General features: G+C 43.1%; 18 protein-coding genes and 1 tRNA gene. 11 read left to right on the top strand and 8 right to left on the bottom strand.

Annotated elements, in window-relative coordinates:
* Positions 1 to 168: 168 nt before the first annotated feature.
* Positions 169 to 1,335: an OprD family outer membrane porin gene (locus LU361_RS04655; protein ID WP_233087410.1), complete on the top strand. Its 1,167-nt coding sequence runs from the start codon at positions 169 to 171 to the stop codon at positions 1,333 to 1,335.
* Between the two features lie 62 nt (positions 1,336 to 1,397).
* Here LU361_RS04655 and LU361_RS04650 read toward each other — a convergent pair whose 3' ends face one another.
* A complete protein-coding gene (locus tag LU361_RS04650; protein ID WP_233087408.1) occupies positions 1,398 to 1,859 on the bottom strand; it encodes an Lrp/AsnC family transcriptional regulator in 462 nt (153 codons plus the stop codon).
* Between the two features lie 385 nt (positions 1,860 to 2,244).
* Here LU361_RS04650 and putP point away from each other — a divergent pair, with 385 nt between their 5' ends.
* The 4 genes from putP (at position 2,245) to LU361_RS04630 (ending at position 10,097) form a co-directional block, all read left to right on the top strand.
* Positions 2,245 to 3,711, top strand: a complete 1,467-nt coding sequence (gene putP / locus LU361_RS04645) for a sodium/proline symporter PutP (protein WP_233087406.1) — start codon at positions 2,245 to 2,247, stop codon at positions 3,709 to 3,711.
* A gap of 548 nt (positions 3,712 to 4,259) precedes the next feature.
* Positions 4,260 to 7,895 carry a bifunctional proline dehydrogenase/L-glutamate gamma-semialdehyde dehydrogenase PutA gene (gene putA, locus LU361_RS04640; protein ID WP_233087397.1) on the top strand — a complete coding sequence of 1,212 codons (3,636 nt, stop codon included), beginning with the start codon at positions 4,260 to 4,262 and terminating at the stop codon, positions 7,893 to 7,895.
* Positions 7,896 to 8,459: 564 nt separating this feature from the next.
* The gene (locus tag LU361_RS04635; protein ID WP_233087395.1) at positions 8,460 to 9,098 is read left to right on the top strand and encodes a beta/gamma crystallin domain-containing protein; all 639 of its coding nucleotides are present in this window, start codon (positions 8,460 to 8,462) and stop codon (positions 9,096 to 9,098) included.
* A gap of 471 nt (positions 9,099 to 9,569) precedes the next feature.
* Positions 9,570 to 10,097 carry a hypothetical protein gene (locus tag LU361_RS04630; RefSeq protein WP_233087387.1) on the top strand — a complete coding sequence of 176 codons (528 nt, stop codon included), beginning with the start codon at positions 9,570 to 9,572 and terminating at the stop codon, positions 10,095 to 10,097.
* A gap of 906 nt (positions 10,098 to 11,003) precedes the next feature.
* Here the strand turns inward: LU361_RS04630 and LU361_RS04625 are convergent.
* On the bottom strand, positions 11,004 to 11,384 hold the full coding sequence (locus tag LU361_RS04625) for a helix-turn-helix domain-containing protein (RefSeq protein WP_233087385.1): 381 nt from the start codon (positions 11,382 to 11,384) through the stop codon (positions 11,004 to 11,006).
* Positions 11,385 to 11,508: 124 nt separating this feature from the next.
* Here LU361_RS04625 and LU361_RS04620 point away from each other — a divergent pair, with 124 nt between their 5' ends.
* Positions 11,509 to 11,982 carry a lecithin retinol acyltransferase family protein gene (locus LU361_RS04620; RefSeq protein WP_233087383.1) on the top strand — a complete coding sequence of 158 codons (474 nt, stop codon included), beginning with the start codon at positions 11,509 to 11,511 and terminating at the stop codon, positions 11,980 to 11,982.
* Between the two features lie 208 nt (positions 11,983 to 12,190).
* Here LU361_RS04620 and LU361_RS04615 read toward each other — a convergent pair.
* From LU361_RS04615 to rpsU, 5 genes are all read right to left on the bottom strand, one after another.
* Positions 12,191 to 12,267, bottom strand: a tRNA-Ile gene (locus LU361_RS04615).
* A gap of 133 nt (positions 12,268 to 12,400) precedes the next feature.
* Positions 12,401 to 14,269, bottom strand: a complete 1,869-nt coding sequence (gene rpoD / locus LU361_RS04610) for an RNA polymerase sigma factor RpoD (RefSeq protein ID WP_233087381.1) — start codon at positions 14,267 to 14,269, stop codon at positions 12,401 to 12,403.
* 309 nt (positions 14,270 to 14,578) lie between these two features.
* Positions 14,579 to 16,570: a DNA primase gene (gene dnaG, locus LU361_RS04605; protein ID WP_233087379.1), complete on the bottom strand. Its 1,992-nt coding sequence runs from the start codon at positions 16,568 to 16,570 to the stop codon at positions 14,579 to 14,581.
* A gap of 42 nt (positions 16,571 to 16,612) precedes the next feature.
* On the bottom strand, positions 16,613 to 17,062 hold the full coding sequence (locus LU361_RS04600) for a GatB/YqeY domain-containing protein (RefSeq protein ID WP_233087377.1): 450 nt from the start codon (positions 17,060 to 17,062) through the stop codon (positions 16,613 to 16,615).
* A gap of 301 nt (positions 17,063 to 17,363) precedes the next feature.
* Complete coding sequence (gene rpsU / locus LU361_RS04595) at positions 17,364 to 17,579, bottom strand: 30S ribosomal protein S21 (RefSeq protein ID WP_233087375.1); 216 nt, start codon at positions 17,577 to 17,579, stop codon at positions 17,364 to 17,366.
* A 431-nt stretch (positions 17,580 to 18,010) separates the two neighbouring features.
* On the opposite strand from rpsU, the gene tsaD reads away from it, so the two are divergent.
* The 4 genes from tsaD (at position 18,011) to LU361_RS04575 (ending at position 21,281) form a co-directional block, all read left to right on the top strand.
* Positions 18,011 to 19,054: a tRNA (adenosine(37)-N6)-threonylcarbamoyltransferase complex transferase subunit TsaD gene (gene tsaD / locus LU361_RS04590; protein WP_233087372.1), complete on the top strand. Its 1,044-nt coding sequence runs from the start codon at positions 18,011 to 18,013 to the stop codon at positions 19,052 to 19,054.
* A 66-nt stretch (positions 19,055 to 19,120) separates the two neighbouring features.
* Positions 19,121 to 19,474 carry a dihydroneopterin aldolase gene (gene folB, locus LU361_RS04585; RefSeq protein WP_233087370.1) on the top strand — a complete coding sequence of 118 codons (354 nt, stop codon included), beginning with the start codon at positions 19,121 to 19,123 and terminating at the stop codon, positions 19,472 to 19,474.
* A gap of 15 nt (positions 19,475 to 19,489) precedes the next feature.
* Complete coding sequence (folK, locus tag LU361_RS04580; protein ID WP_233087368.1) at positions 19,490 to 20,023, top strand: 2-amino-4-hydroxy-6-hydroxymethyldihydropteridine diphosphokinase; 534 nt, start codon at positions 19,490 to 19,492, stop codon at positions 20,021 to 20,023.
* Positions 20,024 to 20,321: 298 nt separating this feature from the next.
* Complete coding sequence (locus LU361_RS04575; protein WP_233087359.1) at positions 20,322 to 21,281, top strand: DMT family transporter; 960 nt, start codon at positions 20,322 to 20,324, stop codon at positions 21,279 to 21,281.
* A 1-nt stretch (position 21,282) separates the two neighbouring features.
* Here LU361_RS04575 and LU361_RS04570 read toward each other — a convergent pair whose 3' ends face one another.
* The gene (locus LU361_RS04570) at positions 21,283 to 22,545 is read right to left on the bottom strand and encodes a hybrid sensor histidine kinase/response regulator (protein ID WP_233087349.1); all 1,263 of its coding nucleotides are present in this window, start codon (positions 22,543 to 22,545) and stop codon (positions 21,283 to 21,285) included.
* 489 nt (positions 22,546 to 23,034) lie between these two features.
* On the opposite strand from LU361_RS04570, the gene LU361_RS04565 reads away from it, so the two are divergent.
* Positions 23,035 to 23,601, top strand: coding sequence for a response regulator (locus LU361_RS04565; RefSeq protein ID WP_233087347.1), 567 nt, complete (start codon positions 23,035 to 23,037; stop codon positions 23,599 to 23,601).
* The last annotated feature ends 80 nt before the right edge of the window (positions 23,602 to 23,681 follow it).

The following is a 23,681-nucleotide window of genomic DNA, read 5'->3' as shown; positions in this document are numbered from 1 at the left end:
TGAATGAATCGTTTAACAGTTGAATTAACCACCATATGACTTTTTGGGGGTTAAATTTTAGTTAATTATCTTCTTCGATCGTCAAGAACAGACAGTTCGACTTTAGCCATTTAAATACAATTATCGAGCAACTCCTCTCCAGAAAACGATAAATCGAATAATAATATTATGGCTAAAATACAAAAACTTTTCTTGTCCACAGCAGTGGCATTTGCAGGTGCTCTTTCACAAACTTCTCTAGCAAGCGATGTTGAAGTCAATGGCAATTTACGAACACTGTATTTTAATCGAGATTTCCAGGACGGAAATACCGATGTTGTGTCGTTAACTCAAGCATTGAAATTGTCTGCTACCGGCTCTCTCACTGATTCTATTAATTTTGGCGCTACATTTATTGGTAATGCCAAATTAGATGGTCACGGTGATGATCAATCTATTGGTACGCTCGATGAAGACAGCGATAGCTTTGCCAAACTGGCTGAGGCCTACGTCGATGTACCTTTGACTGAATCTACCACATTGAGGGCAGGCCGTTGGATTACGTCTTACGCTTTGTTTAATGACCAAGACAACCGCGCGACTGAACCGTCTACTCAGGCCATTCGGTTAGAAAGCAAGTTGGGTCGAGCTACCGTGTACGCAATGTATTCAGACCGGGCTTCTGCAAAAGAGCAAGCGGAATTCGAGCAGTACGTTGATGCTAACGGCGATAAATACGGCGTTTATTTTGCTGGCGCTACCGGTACTTGGGGAAATTTAAATGTAACCGGTGAATTTGGTTTCGCTGAAGACTTTGCAACCCAAGGCTACGTGAATGCTTCGTATTTGTTTGACAGCGGTGTGTCGGTGGATTTCCACCAATACATAGCTGATTACGGCAGTGCTCACACAAGCTCGGCGGATCAGGATTCACGATTGACGAATGTCGCGGTTCGATTGCCGATTAATGACATTTTAAAATTAACCTTGAGTTATCAGGGTGTCGGAGGTGATGTTGCTTACAATGCTCGTTGGGGCGGTGCGGACGATCCTTGGTATGTTACCTGGAATGCCGTTCAGTATTCAGATTTTAACCGTAAAGATGAAGATTCATTTCTGGTTCGATTTGATTACACAACACCCATTGAAGGCTTGAATGTAATGGTGCGTTACGCCGACGGTGAATTTGAACAAGAGGGTCGAGATCAAGATCACGAAGAAGGAAATTTATTGCTTCACTACGACGTTGCCAGTGTTCCGGGGTTAAGTTTCCGAGCAATGCTGGCCTATATTCGTGTAGAAACCGGAGGTGAGGACATTAATGAAACCCGCCTATTTGCGGATTATAAATTTTAATCGCGTTTGATCGTATTTCGCTGCTCATTGCATTTATGTGTTCTTATGCAGTGGCAGCGGTATTACAGCTCTTTTGACGCGATGTCTTTTATATCTTCCATGACGGCAAATGTACTGGTTTGCTTAACATGAGGTAAGTTGGAAATTTTTTCCCCGAGGACTTCTCGATAAGATTCAATACTGGTTGTGCGTACTTTCAACAGATAATCAAAATTACCGGCCATCATATGGCATTGTTCAACTTCGGGAATTTCTCGAACAGCGTCATTAAATGCCCGTAAAGCCTTGGTTTTTGTGTCGTTCATGGTTAATTGAACAAACGCGATATGACTGGCACCAAGTTTTTTTTGATTGATGATTGCGGTATAACCTTGAATGTAATCCAGTTCTTCTAACCGCTTTACCCGGACTTGGCAGGGGGTTTTGGATAAACCGACACGCGAAGCTAATTCAGTGATGGTGATTCGTCCGTTTTTTTGCATTTCGCGCAAAATGGACATATCAAGTTTATCCAGATTATCCATGACAAGGTCTCTACTAAGTGTTAGTCAAAAGGTCTTATAATTTTTATCAAGATAGATATATCGCCTATTTATTGCAAGTGTTAGTTTGGAATAAATCTATAGAGTACTTTTACTGTAGGGTAAATGGCTTTGGCGAATAGATTGGGGGTAAAATTACTCAAATCTCGGTTATAAATTACTACAAATGCCTACTGAATAGGCGAATTCGGAGGAAAAACCTATTCGCATAACGGTATGCTTTCATTTCGTTATTATTGATCCTTTTTATATAAGAATTTAAAAATTCAATACCTGTGGCAACCCGCAGAATTTACAAAAAGACTGATATAACGCGAAAGAAAGAATAATAATCAGAAATTAAAAATATTTCCTTAAGAGGTATCTAATGATCACCCTGACGTTTGTTATTTATTTGGCGTTGATGCTCGCCATCGGTATCGTTGCGTACCGTCGCACACAAAACTTATCAGATTATGTGCTCGGTGGTAGAAATTTAGGGCCCATTCCCAGCGCCTTGAGTGCGGGTGCTTCCGACATGAGTGGTTGGCTCTTACTTGGACTGCCAGGGTTTGCTTTAGTTGCCGGGTTTGGAGCGTTTTGGTTGGCCATTGGTTTGTTAGTTGGAACTTGGTTAAATTGGTTGTTGGTTGCACAACGTTTAAGAGTTTATTCCCACCGAGCCAATAATTCCTTAACCATTCCCGCCTTCTTCGAAAACCGCTTTAACGACACCAGTCATACTCTTCGCGTTATTTCCGCAACCTTTGTTCTTATTTTCTTCTTGTTTTACACCAGTTCCGGTTTAGTCGCTGGTGGTAAATTATTTGAAACCGTATTCGGCTTTGACTATACCTGGGCCGTTTTAATTGGTGCGGCAGCGGTTATTTCCTACACCTTGTTTGGTGGTTATCTAGCGGTTGCCTGGACCGACGTAGTTCAAGGTTTGTTGATGGTCGGTGCGCTGTTGTTAGTGCCGTTAATTACTTTAGGTGAAGTTGGTGGTATTGATAGTGCACTTAATGCAGTCGAGACAAAAAATCCCGAGCTATTAAACATGTTCACCGACGCAGAAGGCAAGGCCATCACTTGGATTGGCACTTTATCGCTGTTGGGTTGGGGATTGGGTTACTTTGGTCAACCTCATATTTTAGCGCGTTTCAAAGGCATTAAAGACAAAAGCTCCGTACCTGCGGCACGTCGAATTGCAGTCATTTGGAGTGCGGTATCTATGGCTGGTGCGTGTTTAATTGGCTTAACCGCCATCGGTTATTTACCGAATAATCTGGCCGATAGTGAAACCGTATTCATGGTTATGGTTGATGCTTTGTTCCACCCAGTCATTGCGGGTATTTTGTTGGCTGCCATTATGGCCGCGGTTATGAGTACAGCGGATTCCCAATTGTTGGTGGCTTCTTCGGCAATGACCGAAGACTTCTATAAAACCTTGCTTAATAAAGACGCGACCGAGAAACAATTGGTCAACGGGGGCAGAATTGCCGTGATCGCTATTGCCGTCATTGCTACCATTTTAGCGCTCGATAAAGACTCTAAAGTTCTATCGCTTGTATCTTACGCTTGGGCAGGTTTCGGCGCTGCATTTGGCCCGGCAATATTGATGTCGCTGTATTGGAAGAATATGACAAAAATTGGTGCCCTAGCGGGTATTGTTGTCGGTGGTGTTACTGTGGTGGTATGGAAGCAACTTTCTGGCGGTATTTTCGATTTGTATGAAATTATTCCCGGTGTTATTTTGGCATTCATAGCCATTGTTATCGGATCTAAAGTATCAGCTGCGCCATCTTCAAAAGTGACTGATCAATTTGAAGAAGTATTGGCTGAAGTTAAAAGTTAATACTAAGTAAAATATAGGAGCTTCTGATTAACCTCAAGATCACTCAGGCCAAGGAGTTTTTTTCTGATCAAGGCGTGCTTTTGAAGGTCTAACGGGTTAAATCGAAAAAGCACAACGCAGAGCAGGAAAAAACTGGCAGGCCCTGAAAGGCGCGGTCTCAAGCACACATTTGCGGCGTTGCCGTTTTTATTAAGGACTAAGGCCATTAACTACAAACGGCGCCTTGCAACTGCACGCTTGAGACCACGCTGAGTAATTTTGAGGTTAATCAGGAGCTCCTTTAATAAATTTTTAGCAGTAAATAAAAACTCTGGCTATGAAAATAGTCGGAGTTTTTTTATGCCTAAAGATAATTTTCCTAAATTTGGTTCTAATAAAAATACGCTTGGCTAGTGGGTAAGAAAAAAAAGGGAAAATTCCTAGAAAGCTTTTGAATTAAGGTGAATAAACTTTTTTTTCGACACTACACTAAAACCTCAAAAGCACAGGAGGGCAATCGAGTTTTTGTCGTCACTGATATTGCAAAGATAAAAAGAGGTGAAAAAAGAATGTGCTCCACAATTAAACATTTGCGCCGTGATATTCGAGACCACTACTTGGCCGATGAATCCCAAGCGATTGATTTGCTCGCGGGTAACTCCAGTTTAAGTTTGCAAGACCGACGTACCATTTCTACTAACGCTGCTATCTTGGTGGAAAAGGTTCGGTCTGAAAGTGCTCCTTCTTTGATGGAAAAATTTCTTGCTGAGTACGGCTTATCAACCAAAGAAGGTATTGCGCTGATGTGCTTGGCAGAGGCTCTGTTGCGAGTTCCCGATAGCACCTCAATTGATGCCCTTATTGAAGATAAAGTCGTCCCTGGCAACTGGAAAGAGCATTTAGGCCATTCTTCTTCATCGTTGGTAAACAGCTCCACTTGGGGATTATTGATTACCGGCAAATTGCTCAAAGAAAATGAAAACAAAACCGTGACTTCATCATTAAAAGGCATGGTAAAACGTTTGGGTGAACCCGTAGTGCGTGCCGCAGTTGCCCAGGCGATGAAAGAGTTGGGCCGACAGTTTGTTTTAGGCAGAAATGTTGACGAAGCCACAAAGCGCGCCTCAAAACTTGAGAAAAAAGGCTACACCTATTCTTACGATATGCTCGGCGAAGCTGCGCGCACCGACGCCGATGCCGTGCGTTATCACCGCGCTTATTCAAACGCCATTAAAGAACTCACCAGCGCGTGCAAGCACGACGACATTCGTGAGAATCCAGGCATCTCGGTAAAACTTTCGGCGTTGCACGCACGTTACGAAGTGGGTCAGCGCGATCGTGTGATGACAGAGTTAGTCGAGCGAACGCTTGAACTTGCCATTCAGGCAAAAGAAGCCAATATGGGTTTCAATATCGACGCCGAAGAAGCCGACCGTTTGGATTTATCATTAGACGTTATTGAAGCAGTACTAAAAGACGAGCGCTTACAAGGTTGGGACGGGTTTGGCATTGTCGTGCAAGCGTTCGGTTTACGAGCCAGCTTTGTTTTGGATTGGTTTTATAACCTTGCCAAACAGTTAGATCGCAAAGTGATGGTGCGATTGGTAAAAGGCGCGTACTGGGATACAGAAATTAAGCGTGCTCAGGTTTTAGGCTTAGATGGATTCCCGGTATTTACTCGTAAATTTAATTCCGATTTATCGTACATTTGCTGTGCTGAAAAACTCTTGGCGATGACCGATCGAGTTTATCCCCAATTTGCGACTCATAATGCTCATTCCTGTGCGTCTGTTTTATTTATGGCGCAAAAAATGAAAGTCACCAATTATGAATTCCAGCGCTTACACGGCATGGGTGAGTCTCTGCATGAATCGATATTGAGTTCGAATAAAACTCGCTGCCGAATATACGCGCCGGTTGGTGCTCACCGTGATTTGCTTGCCTACCTGGTTCGTCGTTTGTTAGAAAATGGCGCTAACAGCTCGTTTGTGAATCAAATTGTTGATAAAAGTATTTCTCCACAAGAAGTAGCAAAAGACCCATTTGTGCAAGCGGATCAAGCGCAATGCGAACAAGCGAGCGCCTTTATTGCTAAGCCTTCCATGATTTTTGGAGAAAAACGTTTAAACGCCAAAGGTTGGGACATTACTGATGTTCCAACCCTAGAAGAATTGGATGGCCAACGTGAAGCATTCCAAACCACGCAATGGTACGCAAAGCCTATTATTCACGGTGAATTAAGCGCAGAGAATTTTCAAGAGGTAAGAAACCCAGCCAATCCCGATGACTTGGTGGGTTACTTAATGAATGCGACTGGTAATGAAATCGAAACCGCCATTGCGGCTGCTGAGCAAGGTTTTCAATCTTGGTCGAAAGTACCTCCTGTAGAACGTGCTAAGTGTTTGCGTCGTATTGCCGATTTATTCGAACAAAACGCACCAGAATTATTTGCGCTTGCTTGTCGTGAAGCTGGAAAAAACTTGTTGGATGCCGTCGGCGAAATTCGCGAAGCCGTCGACTTTTGTCGCTTTTACGCTAATGAAGCAGAGCGTTTATCTGAGTCAGAATCTGATGTTAACGCTCGGGGTATTGTGTCTTGTATTTCGCCGTGGAATTTCCCGTTAGCGATTTTTTCCGGCCAAGTGTTAGCGGGTATTGCGGCGGGTAATGCCGTGTTAGCAAAACCTGCCGGACAAACGCCGCTGATTGCCGCACGCGCTGTTGAGTTAATGCACGAAGCAGGGATTCCGACCGATGTATTGCAGTTGTTACCCGGTGGCGGTTCAACCGTTGGCGCGGCGTTAACCTCTGACCCGAGAATAGCGGCGGTATGCTTTACCGGTTCTACCCAAACTGCACAGCACATTAACCGCGTGATGGCCGATAATCTTGCGCCAGAAGCGCCACTGGTGGCCGAGACTGGTGGTTTGAATGCAATGATCGTTGATTCCACAGCATTGCCTGAGCAAGTGGTACGTGACGTGTTAATGTCATCGTTCCAAAGTGCCGGTCAACGTTGTTCCGCTCTTAGAATTCTTTATGTTCAAGAAGACATTGCTGATAATTTATTAGAAATGCTATTCGGCGCGATGGAAGAATTACGTTTAGGTAATCCTTGGTACATCAGCACCGACGTAGGCCCGGTAATCGATAAAGCCTCAAAAGAAAAAATCGATAAACACTGCGCTGAGTTTGAATCTAAGGGTAAATTGTTAAAACGCCTGAAAACTCCAGCGGCCGGAACTTTCGTTGCACCAACGGTATTAAAAGTATCGGGCATTGAAGAAATCGAAGAAGAAATTTTTGGCCCAGTATTACACGTAGCAACTTTCTCGGCCAAAGAAATCGACAAGGTAGTGAACGACATTAATGCCAAAGGTTTTGGTTTAACGTTTGGGTTGCATACCCGCGTTGATAATCGGGTCGATCAAATCGTGAATAAAATTGCCGTTGGTAATATTTATGTCAACCGTAATCAGATTGGCGCGATTGTGGGTTCACAACCTTTTGGCGGCGAAGGTTTATCGGGAACAGGTCCCAAAGCCGGTGGTCCTCATTACGTAAAACGTTTTACTCAGTCACATTGCGATACCGAAAAAACACCGTTTACCGGTCGTGAAGTTAGCTCGATAGAGTTAAATCAGTTGATCGATCAACTGGATGTAACTGAATGGGAAAAGGACGAAAACCGATTGCAAAAACTAGAAGCTATTTTTGCCGAGCAGTTAAAAGCAATGACGGCATCTAGCTTACACCGCACTGAAGAAATGCCCGGGCCGACCGGCGAACTTAATTTATTATCGCAGCTAGGTCGTGGTGTATTGGTTTGTCTTGGGCCCGACAAAGGCAGCGTGTTAAAACAAGCCGCAGTTGCACTTGCGCAAGGCAATGGTGTTGTTATTGTCGCCGAGGGTATCAACGATTTATTGGCGCAATGCAAGCAGCATAATTTGCCTGTTGTTGGTTGTGAAGGGCAATTGACTGCATTGGCAGTTGAGCAATCCGAAGGTTTCGCGGCAATTGTTAGTAACGCTAACGACGATAACCAACGCGAGATACGCAAAGCCTTAGCGTTGCGCTCGGGTGCGCTGTTACCGTTAATTACCGAATTGGATCAACCAGAACGCTACGTGATCGAACGCCATTTGTGCATTGATACCACCGCTGCCGGAGGCAACGCCAACCTTATTTCTGTTGCAAGTTAATCACTGAATTAAATTCAGTAACCATTTCTCTCGTTGTATGTCTACACAGTTGGTAGGAAGTGCTTCAGCCCCATGCTCATTGGGGCTTTTTTTTGCCAGTCAGAAAAGTCATTGATTTATCCATTCGATCATTAGCTTCATTCATCACGTTATTGTTTTTATAGTCGTCTTACACACAATTAATTACTAATATAAAATTTCCTATCTTAATCAGAAGCTCTTTAATTGTTGGTCGGCAGACTGCTCAGGTAGGTGCAAGAAGATTATTTCTCGCATAAATTTATCTTGACCAAAAAAATACGCATAAATCACAAGTCGTAAAACGCTATTTTTTGATTGAAAAAGATGCTTTAAAAGACAGCTTTAATTAACCCTAAAATAAATGAAATTTAAATAATAAAAGTCGCTATTTTTTTATTATATTGAACGGTTAATTTACAAGTTCTTTTACAAAAGGGGAAAGACAGGAATTAATTGGTTTGAGTACAATTTTTGTGCTTCAAAAAGAAGCTAGTTAAAGAGCAAAAAATAAATCTCATTAAACCAATAATAAGGATATCTATTATGTCATCTTCAAAAAACACAGCTCCTGGAACTGCAACTTTCTTTACCCAAACCAACTATGAGGGCGATAACCTAAATTTTTCTGCCGCTGACGGTGTTGTCGATTTGCAAAATTCAAACAGCGAATATTATCAGTACAACGATAAATTTGATTCTGTTGAATTAGGCGAAAACACAAAAGTCTACCTTTGGCAGCACGGTGGTTTTGCAGGCAAATCTCAGGTGTTGGAACAGAGTGATCCTGATATTACCGACATTGGCGGCTTGTCAGTTCTGCAAGTAACGTCAGTTAACACCAATGGAATTTACGTAAGATTTCGCAATGATATTCCCGATGGCGGTAGCGATAAGCCCTACGCCTTAGATATTAAAGTGTCGGAAGATATCGGTAATACTAATATCAGCGAAGGTACGGAAGAATATTATCTTGTTGGTGTTATTGGCGATGAGTACGTTGAGCACGTTGCTCAAGTGAGTGTGCGCGGTAAATCAGGTGTCTATTGTGCAAACGGCTCATGTTACTTCAAAGACGATAACGGTGACGTTATTTGCGAAAAACACGACGACTTTCCAACGAATATGGACGTTGTAGAAGGCGAAAACGGTTACTTTACGTTTATTCTTAAATCTGAGTCTTAAGCTGTAAGTAAACTTGCTTCGGTTGTTGGTGAGATTTAGTCGGAGCGAGTTTTATTAATTATCTAATATAGGAGCCTCTGATTAACCTCAAAATTACTCAGCGTGGTCTCAAACGTGCAGTTGCAAGGCGCCGTTTGTAATTAATGGCCTTAGTCCTTAATAAGAACGGCAACGCCGCAAATGTGCGTTTGAGACCGCGCCCTACGGGGCCTGCCAGTTTTTTCCTGCTCAGCGTTGTGCTTTTTCGATTTAACCCGTTAGACCTTCAAAAGCACGCCTTAATCAGAAAAAAAACTCCTTGGCCTGAGTGATCTTGAGGTTAATCAGAGGCTCCTGTAATAAATAAGTAGGGTGTTCTACGTTACGTTAATATTTTTTATTGAGTTTTTCTTTGGTTGATTTAGCGGCTATATTTTTAAGGTAAATTTATTTTTGCCGCTAATATGGGTAAATAAAACCAAAGGAATTCTTGTGAAAAATATTACATTTGTCTTAATGATGTTGGTCGCATTTGTTGCAAATGCTGCCGATCCTGAGCCTGTTCCAGTTGATGGTGTTTTTAGTAATCCCGTTCATTCCTGCAATGTGTACGAACCTACGTTTGATTTCGATGTGAACATAGAAAATAATAATTTTTCTATTTATCCACACACAGGATCTGTACGTTTTCGATGTTATATAGCCATCGATAATAATTTAATTTTCTCCAGTGTAGGCATGCAGATCCATTCGATTCCAAAGCCGCCTTATTCATCATTCGACGCCGCACCTAATTGTCGATATGTGGCAGACTATAATCAACCCTACGTAGATACCCGCGCAAATGACGTCGTAACAATGGAGAAACGCAGATCCGTAAGCTATGGCAATTATGATCACGTTGAGGTAGATAATCCTAGAGTTGGAGCAAAAATCAGAAGTGTTGTATTAGATTGCAGTGTGAGTGCAATTGCCGCAGAAAGGCTAACGGTGTTTGGTGTTTATATCAGTTATTTGTAGAGAGGTTGGAGGGTTGCGTTGTAATCCTCCATTACTGAAAGTTTTTAATTGAATGATGGATAATCATAGATAAAGAATTCTTTACTTCGCTATTGCCCTGGTATTTGGATGATGAGATGCGGAAGTCACGGGGTAGGAAATTACATTTTCTGAAAAACGATACTATTTCCGCCCTAGCGAGTTAAGTTGTAGAGTGTTGCGTTTTGTATATTGCCGATATTAGGTTTTTTACCTTTAGGGTTTTATGGTTGTGCTGTCTTTAAGGTGTGTGAAGCCATTTTGGATCTTCAAGCTTAATTTTTTCTACTTATCTTTACGTAATAATTGGAATAATATTCTAAGTTGGCGCTAGCGTAATACATCTTTTTGAGGGACTGTTTTCTGGAAATTTCATGTTTTTTTCTAGTTAGTAAGATAGTGCAAATAAAGAATAATTAAAGCTGTATGTTTCGTATCGATTCCTAGATAATCGCCCGTATTCGTTAGGTGTTTCTTCTATATCGTTGATTGAATAAGATCAAAACAGTAAGTTTTGATGTTTATATTGTTTCTTGAAGGTATTTTTTGTGGGTTTGAATTGCGAAAAGAATCATGCATTGGGAATGTAGTTCATGTTTTTCAATGATAGAAAAGTTCTTGGTTACAGTGAAAGTGTTATTTAGTCTAAAAGTTAATTGCTTTATTGGTAGTATTTTTTTTGAAAAAATATGATGATTTGGGGTGGGTGTTAACATTTCTGAAATTGGAGTGGTTTTTCTGCTTTTTCTCTATGCCTAAATTATAATTGGCTAATAAAATTTACATTGCTTATTGGTTTAATTTAGTTGGAATTAACTGAATAAAAATGACACTGGACGAGTCTAGTCGCCCTGTGTTTTGCTAATCTATTCGTAAATATATAAAATATTATCTGGGTTCATTTTTGTTGTTTTTAGCGGCATATACTAAAGCGCCTAATGCGGCACCACCTAGTAAAAGAAGCCCTGACTTAGCTAGGTCAGCTTTTCTGCTCGGCTTTTGATATGAAACATCTAGGTCTTCCATTTTCATTTTCTCCACTGTTTGATCCGCAATTCTTAATATTTCTGAAGGTGAAATATTAAGCCCTTCTGAGGCTCGTGCCAGCTGATCAATGGTTAAGGCGCTTTCACCCTTTTCTATTCTGGACCATGCAGGCTGGCCAATTTGTACATAATTAGCAATAGTAGTTTGTGAAATCCCTCTATCTTCTCTTTCTTTTGCTATCACGGCGCCAACAATAGCTGTGTAAGTTGATCCTGGTTTCATGTTGACTCCATATTCAAAATGTGATTTTATTCATTTAAACGCATTTATGCCAATATTATTAATTATGTCTCAGAAGAATATATGGCGTTTTGCTATTGTTAATCATTAGAAAGAGCGAAGTTACATGCAAGTAAATACTAATTCAACCTTATTACCTGGGGATATTATTAAGGTCGACTGTGGGAGTTATTATCATTATGCAATCGTCTCAGATGCGATAGGGGGTGATGGAATGTTCTTATTGATCGATTTATCTCGAGCAACTGGTACCGTTTCAGAACGGGCTTGGTCGGTGGTAGTTGGTTTGAGATGTTGGTCTGTATCAAGGATTCGGAGCCTATTTTCTCCTGAAGAAATTATCCAAAGAGCTAGAAAATGGATTAATTATTCAGATTATTCGATTTTAGGAAATAACTGTGAATGTTTTGTTAGGCATGTTGCCGAAGATAAGCCAAATAGTCGGCAAGTAACAGCTGGTTTGTCGTGCGGAACAGCTGCTTCTATAGTTGCTTATAAAGCGAGTGATGGGAATGTATTGATTACTGGATTATTGGGTTTGGGTTTCGGGTTGTTGGCAGCTAAGGCTTTTGCTGAATAACCGGTAAATTTTAAAATCTAATGTTGTCAGGTATCTAATAAATACTATTTCTAGGTAAGGTTTTTAGGGTTGATAGGAGTTATTTATGATTAAGTTGCTCTGGTGGAGTATTAATAAAGCAAGCTTTTGGATTAATGTTATTACAAATATAACCCTAAAAATCAGAAGTTTTTAGATTCGAAATTTTGCTTAAAGCATTAGCATTGATTGGTGGGCCCTCACGGACTTGAACCGTGGACCTATCGATTATGAGTCGAGTGCTCTAACCAGCTGAGCTAAGGGCCCCAAGTGATTTCTGTTGCATGCTTGTTGATAACACACGTTGAAATCGGTAGGTAAATCGGCTTTCACCGATTTTGAACAAGGGCGCATTATAGGGCGCCCTGTGTTCGGTTTCCAGCTTTTCGGCGAATTTTCTTTATTCGTCTAAGAAGCTGCGAAGGTGGTCTGAACGTGAAGGGTGGCGCAGCTTACGCAACGCTTTTGCTTCGATTTGACGAATACGCTCACGGGTTACGTCAAACTGTTTGCCCACTTCTTCGAGGGTGTGGTCGGTGTTCATGTCGATACCAAAACGCATGCGCAATACTTTGGCTTCGCGTGCGGTAAGACCGGCTAATACTTCGCGAGTGGCTTCGGTTAGACCTTGGCCGGTAGCGGTATCAACCGGTGAGTGCACGGTGGTATCTTCAATAAAGTCGCCAAGATGTGAATCTTCATCGTCACCGATTGGGGTTTCCATGGAGATCGGTTCTTTGGCAATTTTTAACACTTTGCGAATTTTGTCTTCCGGCATGTCCATGCGTTCGCCAAGTTCTTCTGGCGATGGCTCACGACCCATTTCTTGCAGCATTTGGCGAGAAATACGATTGAGCTTGTTGATGGTCTCAATCATGTGAACCGGAATACGAATGGTACGTGCTTGGTCGGCAATAGAGCGGGTAATTGCCTGACGAATCCACCAAGTGGCGTAGGTTGAGAACTTGTAACCGCGACGGTATTCGAACTTATCCACCGCTTTCATCAAGCCGATGTTACCTTCCTGGATAAGATCCAAGAATTGCAAACCACGGTTGGTGTATTTTTTCGCGATGGAAATTACCAAACGTAGGTTGGCTTCAACCATTTCTTTTTTGGCGCGACGAGCACGGGCTTCGCCGATGGACATGCGACGGTTGATCTCTTTAATAGAGCCTAGGTCGAGTCCGGTTTCTTCTTCAATTTGGGCAAGCTTGCGCTGAGAACGAATGATGTCGTGTTGGAACGGCACTAGATTGTCAGAGTAAGCGCGGGCTTTGCCGATAATACCTGGAATCCAGGTTTCATCTTGCTCGTTGCCTGGGAATTCTTTGATGAAATCTTTGCGTGGCATTTTACCTTTGCGCACACACAGGCTCATGATTTTGCGTTCTTCTTTACGAACACGATCTAGAACGTCGCGAATGTAAAGGTAAATTGGGTCAAACTGGCGTGGCGGCAGTTTGAAGAACTTAAAGATTTCGCCCAATTTTTCTAGCTCAATGCCCGCTTCTTTTGAATGGCGGCCTTTCTCAACAACAGTTGAGTTAGAGATGATGAGTTGCTCTTTCAGTTGACCGAAGCGCTCTTTGGCTTCTTCGGGATCAACACCGCTTTGGCCTTCTTCTTCATCGTCATCGCTGTCGGAATTCGAATCTTCTTCGTCTTCTTCTTCCTCGTCGTCCTTCTTGGCGTCTTCCTCGTTCTTTTCAGCAACGGCGGCAGGAATCGCTTCGGTCGGCAAAGTCTCGGTTGGGTCTAACCAACCGCTGATGATATCGGGTAAGCGACGTTCTTCTTTTTCAACCAGCTCGTACTCGCCGACAATTTTGTCGACAGCGCCTGGCCAGTAGGCAATCGAATGCATGAGTTCGCGCATGCCTTCTTCGATGCGCTTAGCAATGGCGATCTCGCCTTCACGAGTAAGCAGTTCAACCGTGCCCATTTCACGCATGTACATGCGCACGGGGTCGGTGGTGCGGCCAGCTTCGGTTTCTACGGCAGCAAGTGCAGCAGCAGCCTCAGCAGCGGCGATTTCGTCAGTGGAAGAGTCGTTGTCGGCCATGATCAACTGATCGGCGTCCGGTGCTGTTTCAAACACACGAATGCCCATGTCATTGATCATTTGGATTATTTCTTCAACCTGATCCGGATCAGAGATGTCATCGGGTAGGTGGTCGTTAACCTCGGCGTAGGTGAGGTAACCTTGTTCTTTCCCGCGAGAAATCAGTTCTTTAATTCTGGATTGTTGCTGGGCGGTATCGGCCATTATCAACCTTGTATAAAACCAGTGAAAATGAAAAACGGTAAACGCTCAATTATAGCGTGAATATGGTGCTTGGTTCCATGAAATCAAGTGTACCAAGTAGTCAAATTTGGTTGAGTGGTGGTTTTTTGTGCGTGGAGAAGCGCAAGGTTGCCTCCTTTTTGTGAGTAATTCGTTTGCTGTGGTGCATAAATAGCGGCGCTTTTGGCAATGATTGTGACTGTTACGAGCGATTACTGCCGATGACGGTAAATACTTCGCCGATTGTAAAACTGTCGCGCGGTTGGTTCGTTGCGTAAGGGCGCTTGTGTATCAGTGTTTGTCGGTGTTGATGTTTAACTCTTGCTGTCGTTTTAATATCAGCTGCCGGGCTTTCTCTTTTTCGGCGTCTGAACCTGCACCTTTAACGGTTGATAAACTTTTTAACTCATTGTTTGTATTGAGCTTTTTGATCTTTGTTTGCACCTGTTGCAAACAGTGTTCAAATTCACTGATGGGATCGTAGTCAATTCTCTCTTGGCATTCGGCCAAGTGGTCTCTTTTTAGGATCTCCGAAATTTGGTCGATGTCGTTGTTGCCGTGAGTGTGTAGGCGTGAACCGACAATCTGGTGCTTACTTTTGTAATTGGGCCGCTGTTTTAACAGCTCATAAATTTCAAGAAAGCGCTTAATATCTTCATTTTTGGAGCCTCTTAATACACTGAGGTCTCGATCAATTTCTGCAATGCTTGGTGTTTGTACCAACAACATGGTTAAGCGTTTTTCCGGGGTAATATCGATCTCACCGGAATGGTCAGTAACCGTTTGCGTTGGAGCTTGTTCAACCGGGTTTTGTGTGTAATACGGCGGTTCGTCTTCTCGTTCAATCTGTTCATAGATTGCGTGAACGTCGTCTGGCGCAAACTCTATGTGTTGTGGCATTTCAGCCGCAGTAGAATCCTCCGCTTGAGGCGTTAAATCCGGTGTTTCCGTCATTAGCTCGCGCAGGGTTTCTAGGTCAAGCTCGGTACGCCTTGCCAGGTTCGAGAACATCAGTTCTCGGTAAATACCTTTGGGCAATAAATTAATTAATGGCGCCACTTTTTTACTGAGGCTGGCTCGGCCTTCCATCGTTGCCAGATTCATATTTTCGGCAACGGAATCAAACAAATATTCTTCGAGCGGCATGGCTTTGCCAATCATTTGCTCGAAGCTGTCTTTTCCTATTTGACGAACGAGTGTGTCTGGGTCTTCGCCTTCGGGTAAAAATAAAAATTTAACTTGCCTTCCGTCTTGCATGGTTGGAAGGCAATTTTCTAACGCGCGCTTGGCGGCATTGCGTCCGGCTTTATCGCCATCGAAGCAAAAAATGACTTCTTGGGTGTGTTTAAAGGCCAGTTCTAAATGGTCCTGGCCGCACGCAGTACCCAAGGTAGCCACGGCGTAGTGAATGTCGAACTGCGCCAGCGAGACCACATCCATATAACCTTCAACCACCAATAATTGTGGAATTTGGCTGAAGATTTTTTTTGCGTACGTTAATCCGTAAAGTTCTTTGCCTTTATGGAAAACCGGAGTTTCCGGCGAATTCAAATATTTGGGCTGTTTTTTGTTGTCTTCGCTGTTGCCCAGTACGCGGCCACCAAAACCAATAACTCGATTTCTAACGTCGAGAATCGGAAACATGATTCGATTTCGAAAACGATCGTATCGACGCTGATTTTCTGGATTTTCTACTAATAATCCGGCTTCGATAGCGAGCTTTTTAACGGTGTCTTCGCTGAGCGACGAGTTGGCTTCAATTAGGTGGTTGATGAGCAAATCCCAGCCTGGAGGTGCTAATCCTAATTGGTAATTTTTTACGATGTCGGCGCTCAGGCCGCGTTTGGTTAAGTACCTTGCCGCTTCAATTCGGCTTTCATGTTTGCGCAGTTGCTGTTGGTAAAACGCGGTTGCTTGGGTCAGTAATTGGAAAATTTGTTTGCGTTTTTTATCTGCGGCGATGGCTTGTGATGAGCGCTCTTTGGTTTCTGGAATGCTCACCCCAGCCGTTCGAGCGAGGCTTTCAACAGCGTCTCGAAAGCTGACCCGATCGTAGTCCATGACGAAACCCAAAGCATTGCCGCTGGCGCCACAGCCAAAACAGTAATAGAACTGTTTTTCTGGGCTGACAGAAAATGAAGGGGTTTTTTCGTCATGAAATGGGCAGCACGCTTGATAATTTTTACCGGCGCGTTTGAGTTTTACACGACTATCGACAATGTCGACGATATCCAGCCGATCAAGTAGATCATCGATAAACGCTTGTGGTATGCGCTCGCCCATACAGTGTGTGCTCTCAAGAGCATCAATAATTGATGGTGGTGATTAGCTTAACTTGCTTTTCACTAATTTGCTGACCAAGCCCATGTCGCCGCGGCCTTGTACTTTGGGTTTGACCAACGCCATAACTTTGCCCATATCTTGTGGGCTGGCAGCGCCAGATTCTGCGATTGCCTCTGTGACGATGGTATCGATTTCGTCTTCAGACAGAGCAGCAGGTAAGAATTCGGTAATTACTGCAACTTCTTTTTGCTCTTGTTCGGCAAGATCGTCACGACCGGCGTCTTTGAACTGATTGATGGAGTCTCTTCTTTGCTTACACATTTTATCGAGCACCACCAAAATACGTGCGTCGTCCAGTTCAATGCGTTCGTCTACCTCAATGCGTTTAAATTCTGCTTGAATCAGGCGCAATGTGGATAAGCGCTCTTTATTCTTGCTGCGCATTGCTTCTTTAACGCCGTTTTTAATTTGGGTATAAAGCTCTGAGGCCATTAGAAACTCCGAATGTTGTTACTCAGCTACTGTATTTTTGATTGGCGAGTAGGTGAGTTTGTCGGGAGGGATGCCGTCTGGTTGCTATGACTGATCATTGAACAGTTTAGGTGAAGTAGCAACGATGAAAAAGTGCGGCGGTGTATTGGTGATGTTTAATTCATGTTGTCCGTTGAAAAATTAAAGATCACCAATAAAAATACAGCGCGGCTGAACAGGTTAACAGCGGCACTGTATGATCTAGCATTAGCTTGATAGTCCAGGCAGTTGCGACAAATGAAGCGCAGGCCTGGAAATGCTATTAGTAAAGACGTTGAAACTTACGGCTTTCGCGCTGAACTTTCTTAGCGTGGCGCTTAACCGCTGCAGCTGCTTGACGTTTACGAACAGAAGTTGGCTTTTCGTAATGCTCGCGACGGCGAACTTCGGCAAGAATACCGGCTTTTTCGCAAGAACGCTTGAAGCGACGAAGAGCTACGTCAAATGGCTCGTTTTCTTTGATCTTTACTGATGGCATAGAACGCTTTCACCTGTTTAAGTCATGTAATTGAGTCAGTATTGAGGCAAATCTTAGTTTAGTACGCAAACACATTGTGTTGCGTTGGAATATTGCTCAATACCTATTTAAAGGGGCGCAAATTCTAAACTTTCATTGCTTATGCCGCAAGCTGAATTTAATCGAGAATTCGAGTTATTAGTAAAATTCGCGACAATTCAACAATAGATTGGGGTTAACCGATCGGTCTCTTGCTCGAAGATGCTCTGAAAACCGCGATTGTAGTGGTGCAAGCTGCACTTATTGGGCTTGTTTAGCAATCTCTGTTGTTTAAAAAGTGGCTCAATAGACTGGCGATCATTGGTTTGGAGGTCTATTATTGCGCGCCCGTGACGTGCTGATTTTGCGCCGTCACGTCAGCTTTTCTAAATAACGATTTGGCGGCTAAGTGTATGCGTGTACTGGGTATTGAAACTTCCTGCGATGAAACCGGTGTTGCGGTTTACGATTCTGAACGTGGATTATTAGCCCATAACCTTTATAGTCAGGTTGCTGTGCACGCCGAGTACGGCGGCGTGGTGCCGGAGCTTGCCTCTCGCGATCACGTGGTTAAGTTGTTGCCCTTGGTAAAAGAAACACTGGCCGAAAGCCAGACGGATACCTCCGATATTGATGCTATTGCCTATACTGCTGGGCCGGGATTAATCGGCGCACTAATGGTCGGTGCCTGTTTTGCTCGATCGTTGGCGTTTGCCTGGGGATGCGAAGCCCTGGGTGTGCATCATATGGAAGGCCATTTGTTGGCGCCAATGTTAGAAGATAGGCCACCAGAATTTCCGTTTGTGGCGCTGTTGGTTTCTGGCGGTCATACGCAGTTGGTTGATGTGCGCGGTTTGGGTGATTACGACATTATCGGCGAGTCGCTCGATGATGCAGCTGGTGAGGCATTCGATAAAGCCGCTAAAATGCTTGATCTCGATTACCCTGGCGGTCCGGCAATAGCTGCGTTGGCAAAATCTGGTACGGCGAATCGTTTTAAATTTCCTCGCCCCATGGTGGATCGACCAGGATTGGATTTCAGCTTTAGTGGCTTGAAAACCTATACCTTAAATACCGTCGCCGAGCACAAAACTGAAACCGGACTTCCCGACGACCAAACCTGCGCTGATATCGCTTTCGCGTTCCAAGAAGCGGTGGTTCAAACCCTGGCGATTAAATGCAAGCGCGCCATTGAACAAACAGGCTACAAAACCCTGGTGATGGCCGGCGGTGTTTCTGCAAATATTCGCTTGCGAGAATTGTTGTCTGAAAATCTTAAAAAAGTCGGTGCCAGTGTTTTTTACGCACGCAATGAGTTTTGTACCGACAACGGTGCCATGATTGCATTTGCCGGTTGTCAGCGACTGTTGGCCGGGCAGTCGGAACCGCTGGAGGTTCACGTTCGCCCGCGTTGGGATATGACGCAACTGCCGCCGCTTGATAACGCATCATTATAGAGTCTCTGTTTATTTACTCCGTTTGCGCGGTTATGAATGAACAATTAGCAAAATAAGAGAAGTACCTTGGATACAGTTTTTATTGAAGGCTTGACGGTAGAGACAGTCATTGGTGTTTATGACTGGGAGCGAAACGTTCGCCAAACGTTAAGCGTTGATCTTGAGATGGGTTTTGATGTCGCAAACGCCATGGCGAGCGATAATTTAAAAGACACGCTCAACTATGCCGAAGTCGCAAACGACATTCAGCAATTAGCGGGTAATCATCAGTGTCTTTTATTGGAAGCGTTTGTCGGTATTTTATTGGATCAATTAATCCAAAAATATCACCTGCCTTGGGTTCGTATCAAAGTGAGAAAACTGGGTGCAGTGGCAAATGCTGCGTCTGTCGGTTTGGTTGTCGAGCGTGGTTCACGCTAAATAAGGTTCATGGTTGTGGCGCAAGTATTTCTTGGTTTGGGCAGTAATTTATCTCCTAAAGAAAACATTGTTAAAGCGTTAACCTCGTTGAAGAAAATCGGTGAGATTAATCGAATCTCTACGGTCTTCGAGTGCGCTGCAGTGGGGTTTGATGGGCCTGATTTCTGGAACTTAGTCATTTCGTTATCAACCGATTTATCGGTCGAAGACTTACACCAAAGTTTGCGTGCGATCGAATATCAGCACGGAAGACCCGAAAACGCGAAGAAGTTTTCCAATCGCCATTTGGATATTGATATTTTACTGTTTGATGACAAGGTCGGTGAATTTGCCGGTGTCAGTTTGCCGCGAGACGAGATTACTTACCACGCGTTTGTATTAAAACCGTTGGCGGAAATTTTCTCTGAGGGTGTTCACCCTGAACTTGGCTTCACTTATCGTTCGTTGTGGTTGAGTTATTCTGGGAACGAACAATTGTCACCGGAGTACGAGTTCACACATCGTCTTAAAAAAGAATTTTTATCCGTTAATTTAAGTTTAACGGCTTGACCTCGATCTGAATCTGGCACAGACTAACCGCATCTCGAATTGGGGCGATATTTCCATTGCTCTTGTTAAACTCCGTTTTTATTAGTCAGAATTTTATGAAGCTTTTTGCTTGTTCTCCGTTACATATTGTCTCTTATTGGTGGCGCCCAGTGCGACTTCGCCAACAAGTGCCTTTGTGTCAATTACTAAGCAGAGAGTAATGCCCGTTTAAGTTATAGTATTCGCTTAAGAATTTCACAAAGGCCGCAGCATAAACACTGCGGCCTTTTTTGTTGCTTTAAAAAAGAATGAGGCTAGCGTGAAAGTTTTCATTAGCTACATATTGGTTATTTTAATTTGGTCAACGACGCCGTTGGCCATTCATATCAGCAGTGACGACCTCGGATTTATTTTATCCGTTACTGCGCGTATGACGTTAGGTGCAGCTTTGGTATGGGCGTGCTTATTGATTTTGCGTAAACCTCTATTCTTTAACAAAGATTCTTGGCGCTTGTATTTGGCGGCATCGATTGGTGTCTTTCCTAATATGCCATTGGTTTATTGGGCCGCTGAAAAAATCCCAACGGGTTTGATATCGTTATTATTTTCTACGTCGCCTTTTTTTGTTGGGCTGTTGTCTAAAATAATATTAAAAGAAAAAATCGGTTTTCATCGAATTGTTGGAATGGCCATCGCTTTTGTTGGTATGGCGGTTGTTTTTAGTGATCAAGTGCGATTTGGTCCAGAGGCAGTTGCCGGTATTGTTGCTATGGTTATGTCGACCTTTTTATTTTCTACCAGTGCGGTGTTAATTAAAAAGCTCGGCGTTAACTCCGGACCCCTGGAACAATCCGCAGGGAGCATGCTGTTTGCATTGCCGGGTTTGTGGATAACGTGGTTTATGTTGGGAGCGCAAACTCCCGCAGAAATTCATTGGTTACCAACCTTGTCGTTGGCGTATTTAGTGGTGGTTGGCTCGTTAGTTGGATTCAGTGTGTATTTCTTTTTACTTAAGAATCTTTCGGCGAGCACGGTATCGCTCACCAGTATGATTTCTCCTATTTTTGCGATGTTTCTCGGTACCTTTTTTAATAACGAATTATTCAATCCGTTATTGATTTGGGGAGCCGCGGTTTTGTTAGTAGGGCTTGGGGTTTATCTGGGGTTGGTAAAACGAGTGATGGGTTTTTTCGTCAAAAAACCGCCTGTTGAAAGTGATATTACGAATTCTGATGAAGGCAGTTTTACGTCTGATTTTGCAGCGAGCAAAGTAAAATAGATTAATTTCTTTGTATCGGTAAGGTGATGGTAAATGTAGTACCTTCACCTTTTTTACTGTCAACTTTGATGGTTCCGTTGTGTGCCTGAATAATTCCGTAAGATACCGAGAGCCCAAGGCCGGTTCCTTCGCCGACAGGTTTGGTGGTGTAAAACGGATCAAAGATTTTAGATTGGTTTTCTTTGTCAATGCCAATTCCGGTATCGGCAATTTTTACCTGGATGGATTCATTGTTTAACGCTTGAGTAACAATGGTAATTTCACCGCGATCTTGAATGGATTGTGCAGCGTTTACCAATAAATTGACAAACACCTGATTGATCTGCGGGGCAATGCAATCAATGGGTGGTAGGTCTTCAATTTCTTTATTAATTCGAGCTTTGTATTTAAGAGTGCTGTTAGCGATATTAATGGCCGAGTCCAAACTTTGGTTAATGTCGGTCTGTTGCCAAATTTTTTGTTCTGGGTGAGAAAAGGTTTTTAAATCATTAACAATTTTTTTGACGCGTTTAACCCCGGATAAAGATTCGTGCAGTATTTGATTAATGTCTTCAAATAAAAACTCAGGGTTAATTTTTCTGGTTAATTGCGCGATATTCTCAAACGATTTGTCGTCTTTTTTATCCACTAAAAGCTCGGAGTAGGCTTGAATCAATGCGCCTATATCTTTGCAGTAATCGTCTAGCATTTGTAGATTGGAATTTACATAAGCTAAAGGATTATTAATTTCATGGGCAACGCCCGCCGCTAGCTGCCCGAGAGAAGCCATTTTTTCGGCTTGCATCAGTTGGGAATGGGTTTCTTTCAGGCGTTGGTTGGTTTCGGTTAATTCCCGAGTTCTTCGATTAACCAATTCTTCTAAGTATTGAGAACGGCTTCTTAACGCCAGTTGGGTTGTCACTCGTGCGAGTAATTCTTCTTTACTGTACGGCGTTTTTAAATAATCGTCGGCGCCCAATAAAAAGGCATTGGCTACGGTTTCTGGAGAATGATCGGCTGAGACAACCATAATTCTCGGTTGTCTGTTTCTGGGTAATTTAGCAATTGCCTCAATGACTTCCATACCTGATAGATTTGGCATGTTCATATCGAGCAGTAATAAATCGAAAGACTTTTGTTGGACGGCTGCCAAACACTGTTCGCCATCGTGGGCTTTTTCTATCTGCGAAAATTCGCTCGATAGAATTTTATTCAGTATGCCTAAATTAATTAAGTTGTCGTCAGTAATTAAAATTCGAGCCGAAGCTGAATAATTGGCAATCATTTAGAAAGTCTTTTTCAGAGTCATTAATCATTTATTGAGCTTAAATAATTAGGCAAGTATACACATAAAAAAAGCCCTAATGTCTATTAGGGCTGAACACTTTATTGAATACAAGGATGTCTAAGAAACTAGCTGAAAAAAAATCCCCTCTGTACTACCGAGGGGGAAGGGTCTTAGGGTGTTCTTGGCGCGTTCGGAATTAACGCGCATAAATCGAAACAAGGAAGAATAAACCGAAACTATCGAGCTTTTCCGATCATCGGTTAAGGGAAGTGCTTCAATTAATGTTGATAATTATACGTTACATGTCTAACCTGTCAATTGTGTCGTTTGTAAAAGTGCGTGTTACAAAGTGATAAAATTGTCATTAATGTCATTTTTGTCAGGTTCGATTTTCGGTTAAAGTCCCGTTCCTGATAAAATTAACCCGTTAAGGTGATTGTCTAAAAATTCCCTTGGCGTTTCGAAGAGCCATAAAGGTTGGTTTTTATGTCTGAAGTTCGCGTGCTGACAACCGGCGAAGCGGCGAAATACTGTGGTGTTAACTTTCGTACGATAATTCGTTGGATTGAGCGTGGGCGTTTAAAAGCTTACAAACTTCCCGGGCGCGGTGATCACCGTATTCGCGAAGATGATTTTGTTGTGTTTCTCAAAGAGAATGATTTCCCCATTCCGGAAGAGTTTGAAGCACAGAGCAGTCGTGTTTTGGTGGTTGAGGACAGCAAAGAGATGGCCTCCGCCATTGCGCGTGTGTTGCGACGCGAGGGTATGGACGTTGCCATTGCCCACGACGGCTTCAGCGCCGGTGCCATGATGTCTTCGCACAAGCCTCGAATGATTACTTTGGATTTGAAAATGCCAGGCTTAGATGGGTTTGGTGTTTTGGAATTTATTCGCAACAACAGTGAATATAAATCGATAAAAGTCTTGGTGATTTCCGCAGAACCGCCCGCGGCGCTAGAAAGAGCGTTGGTTGAAGGAGCCAGTGCGGTGATGGAAAAACCCTTCGACAATATTGAATTGGTTGAAAAGATTCAGGAATTGTTATCAAATTAATTTAAATTCAATAGTGTTTAAATAAAGTGATTTGTAAATGGAGTACTTTATAAATAAGGTGGCGTGTAAATAAAGCCCAA

It is taken from the genome of Sessilibacter corallicola, assembly GCF_021290925.1.
Lineage (GTDB): Bacteria > Pseudomonadota > Gammaproteobacteria > Pseudomonadales > Cellvibrionaceae > Sessilibacter > Sessilibacter corallicola.
The sequence above is the reverse complement of the archived record's forward strand: the minus strand, read 5'-3'. Positions and strand labels throughout refer to the sequence as shown.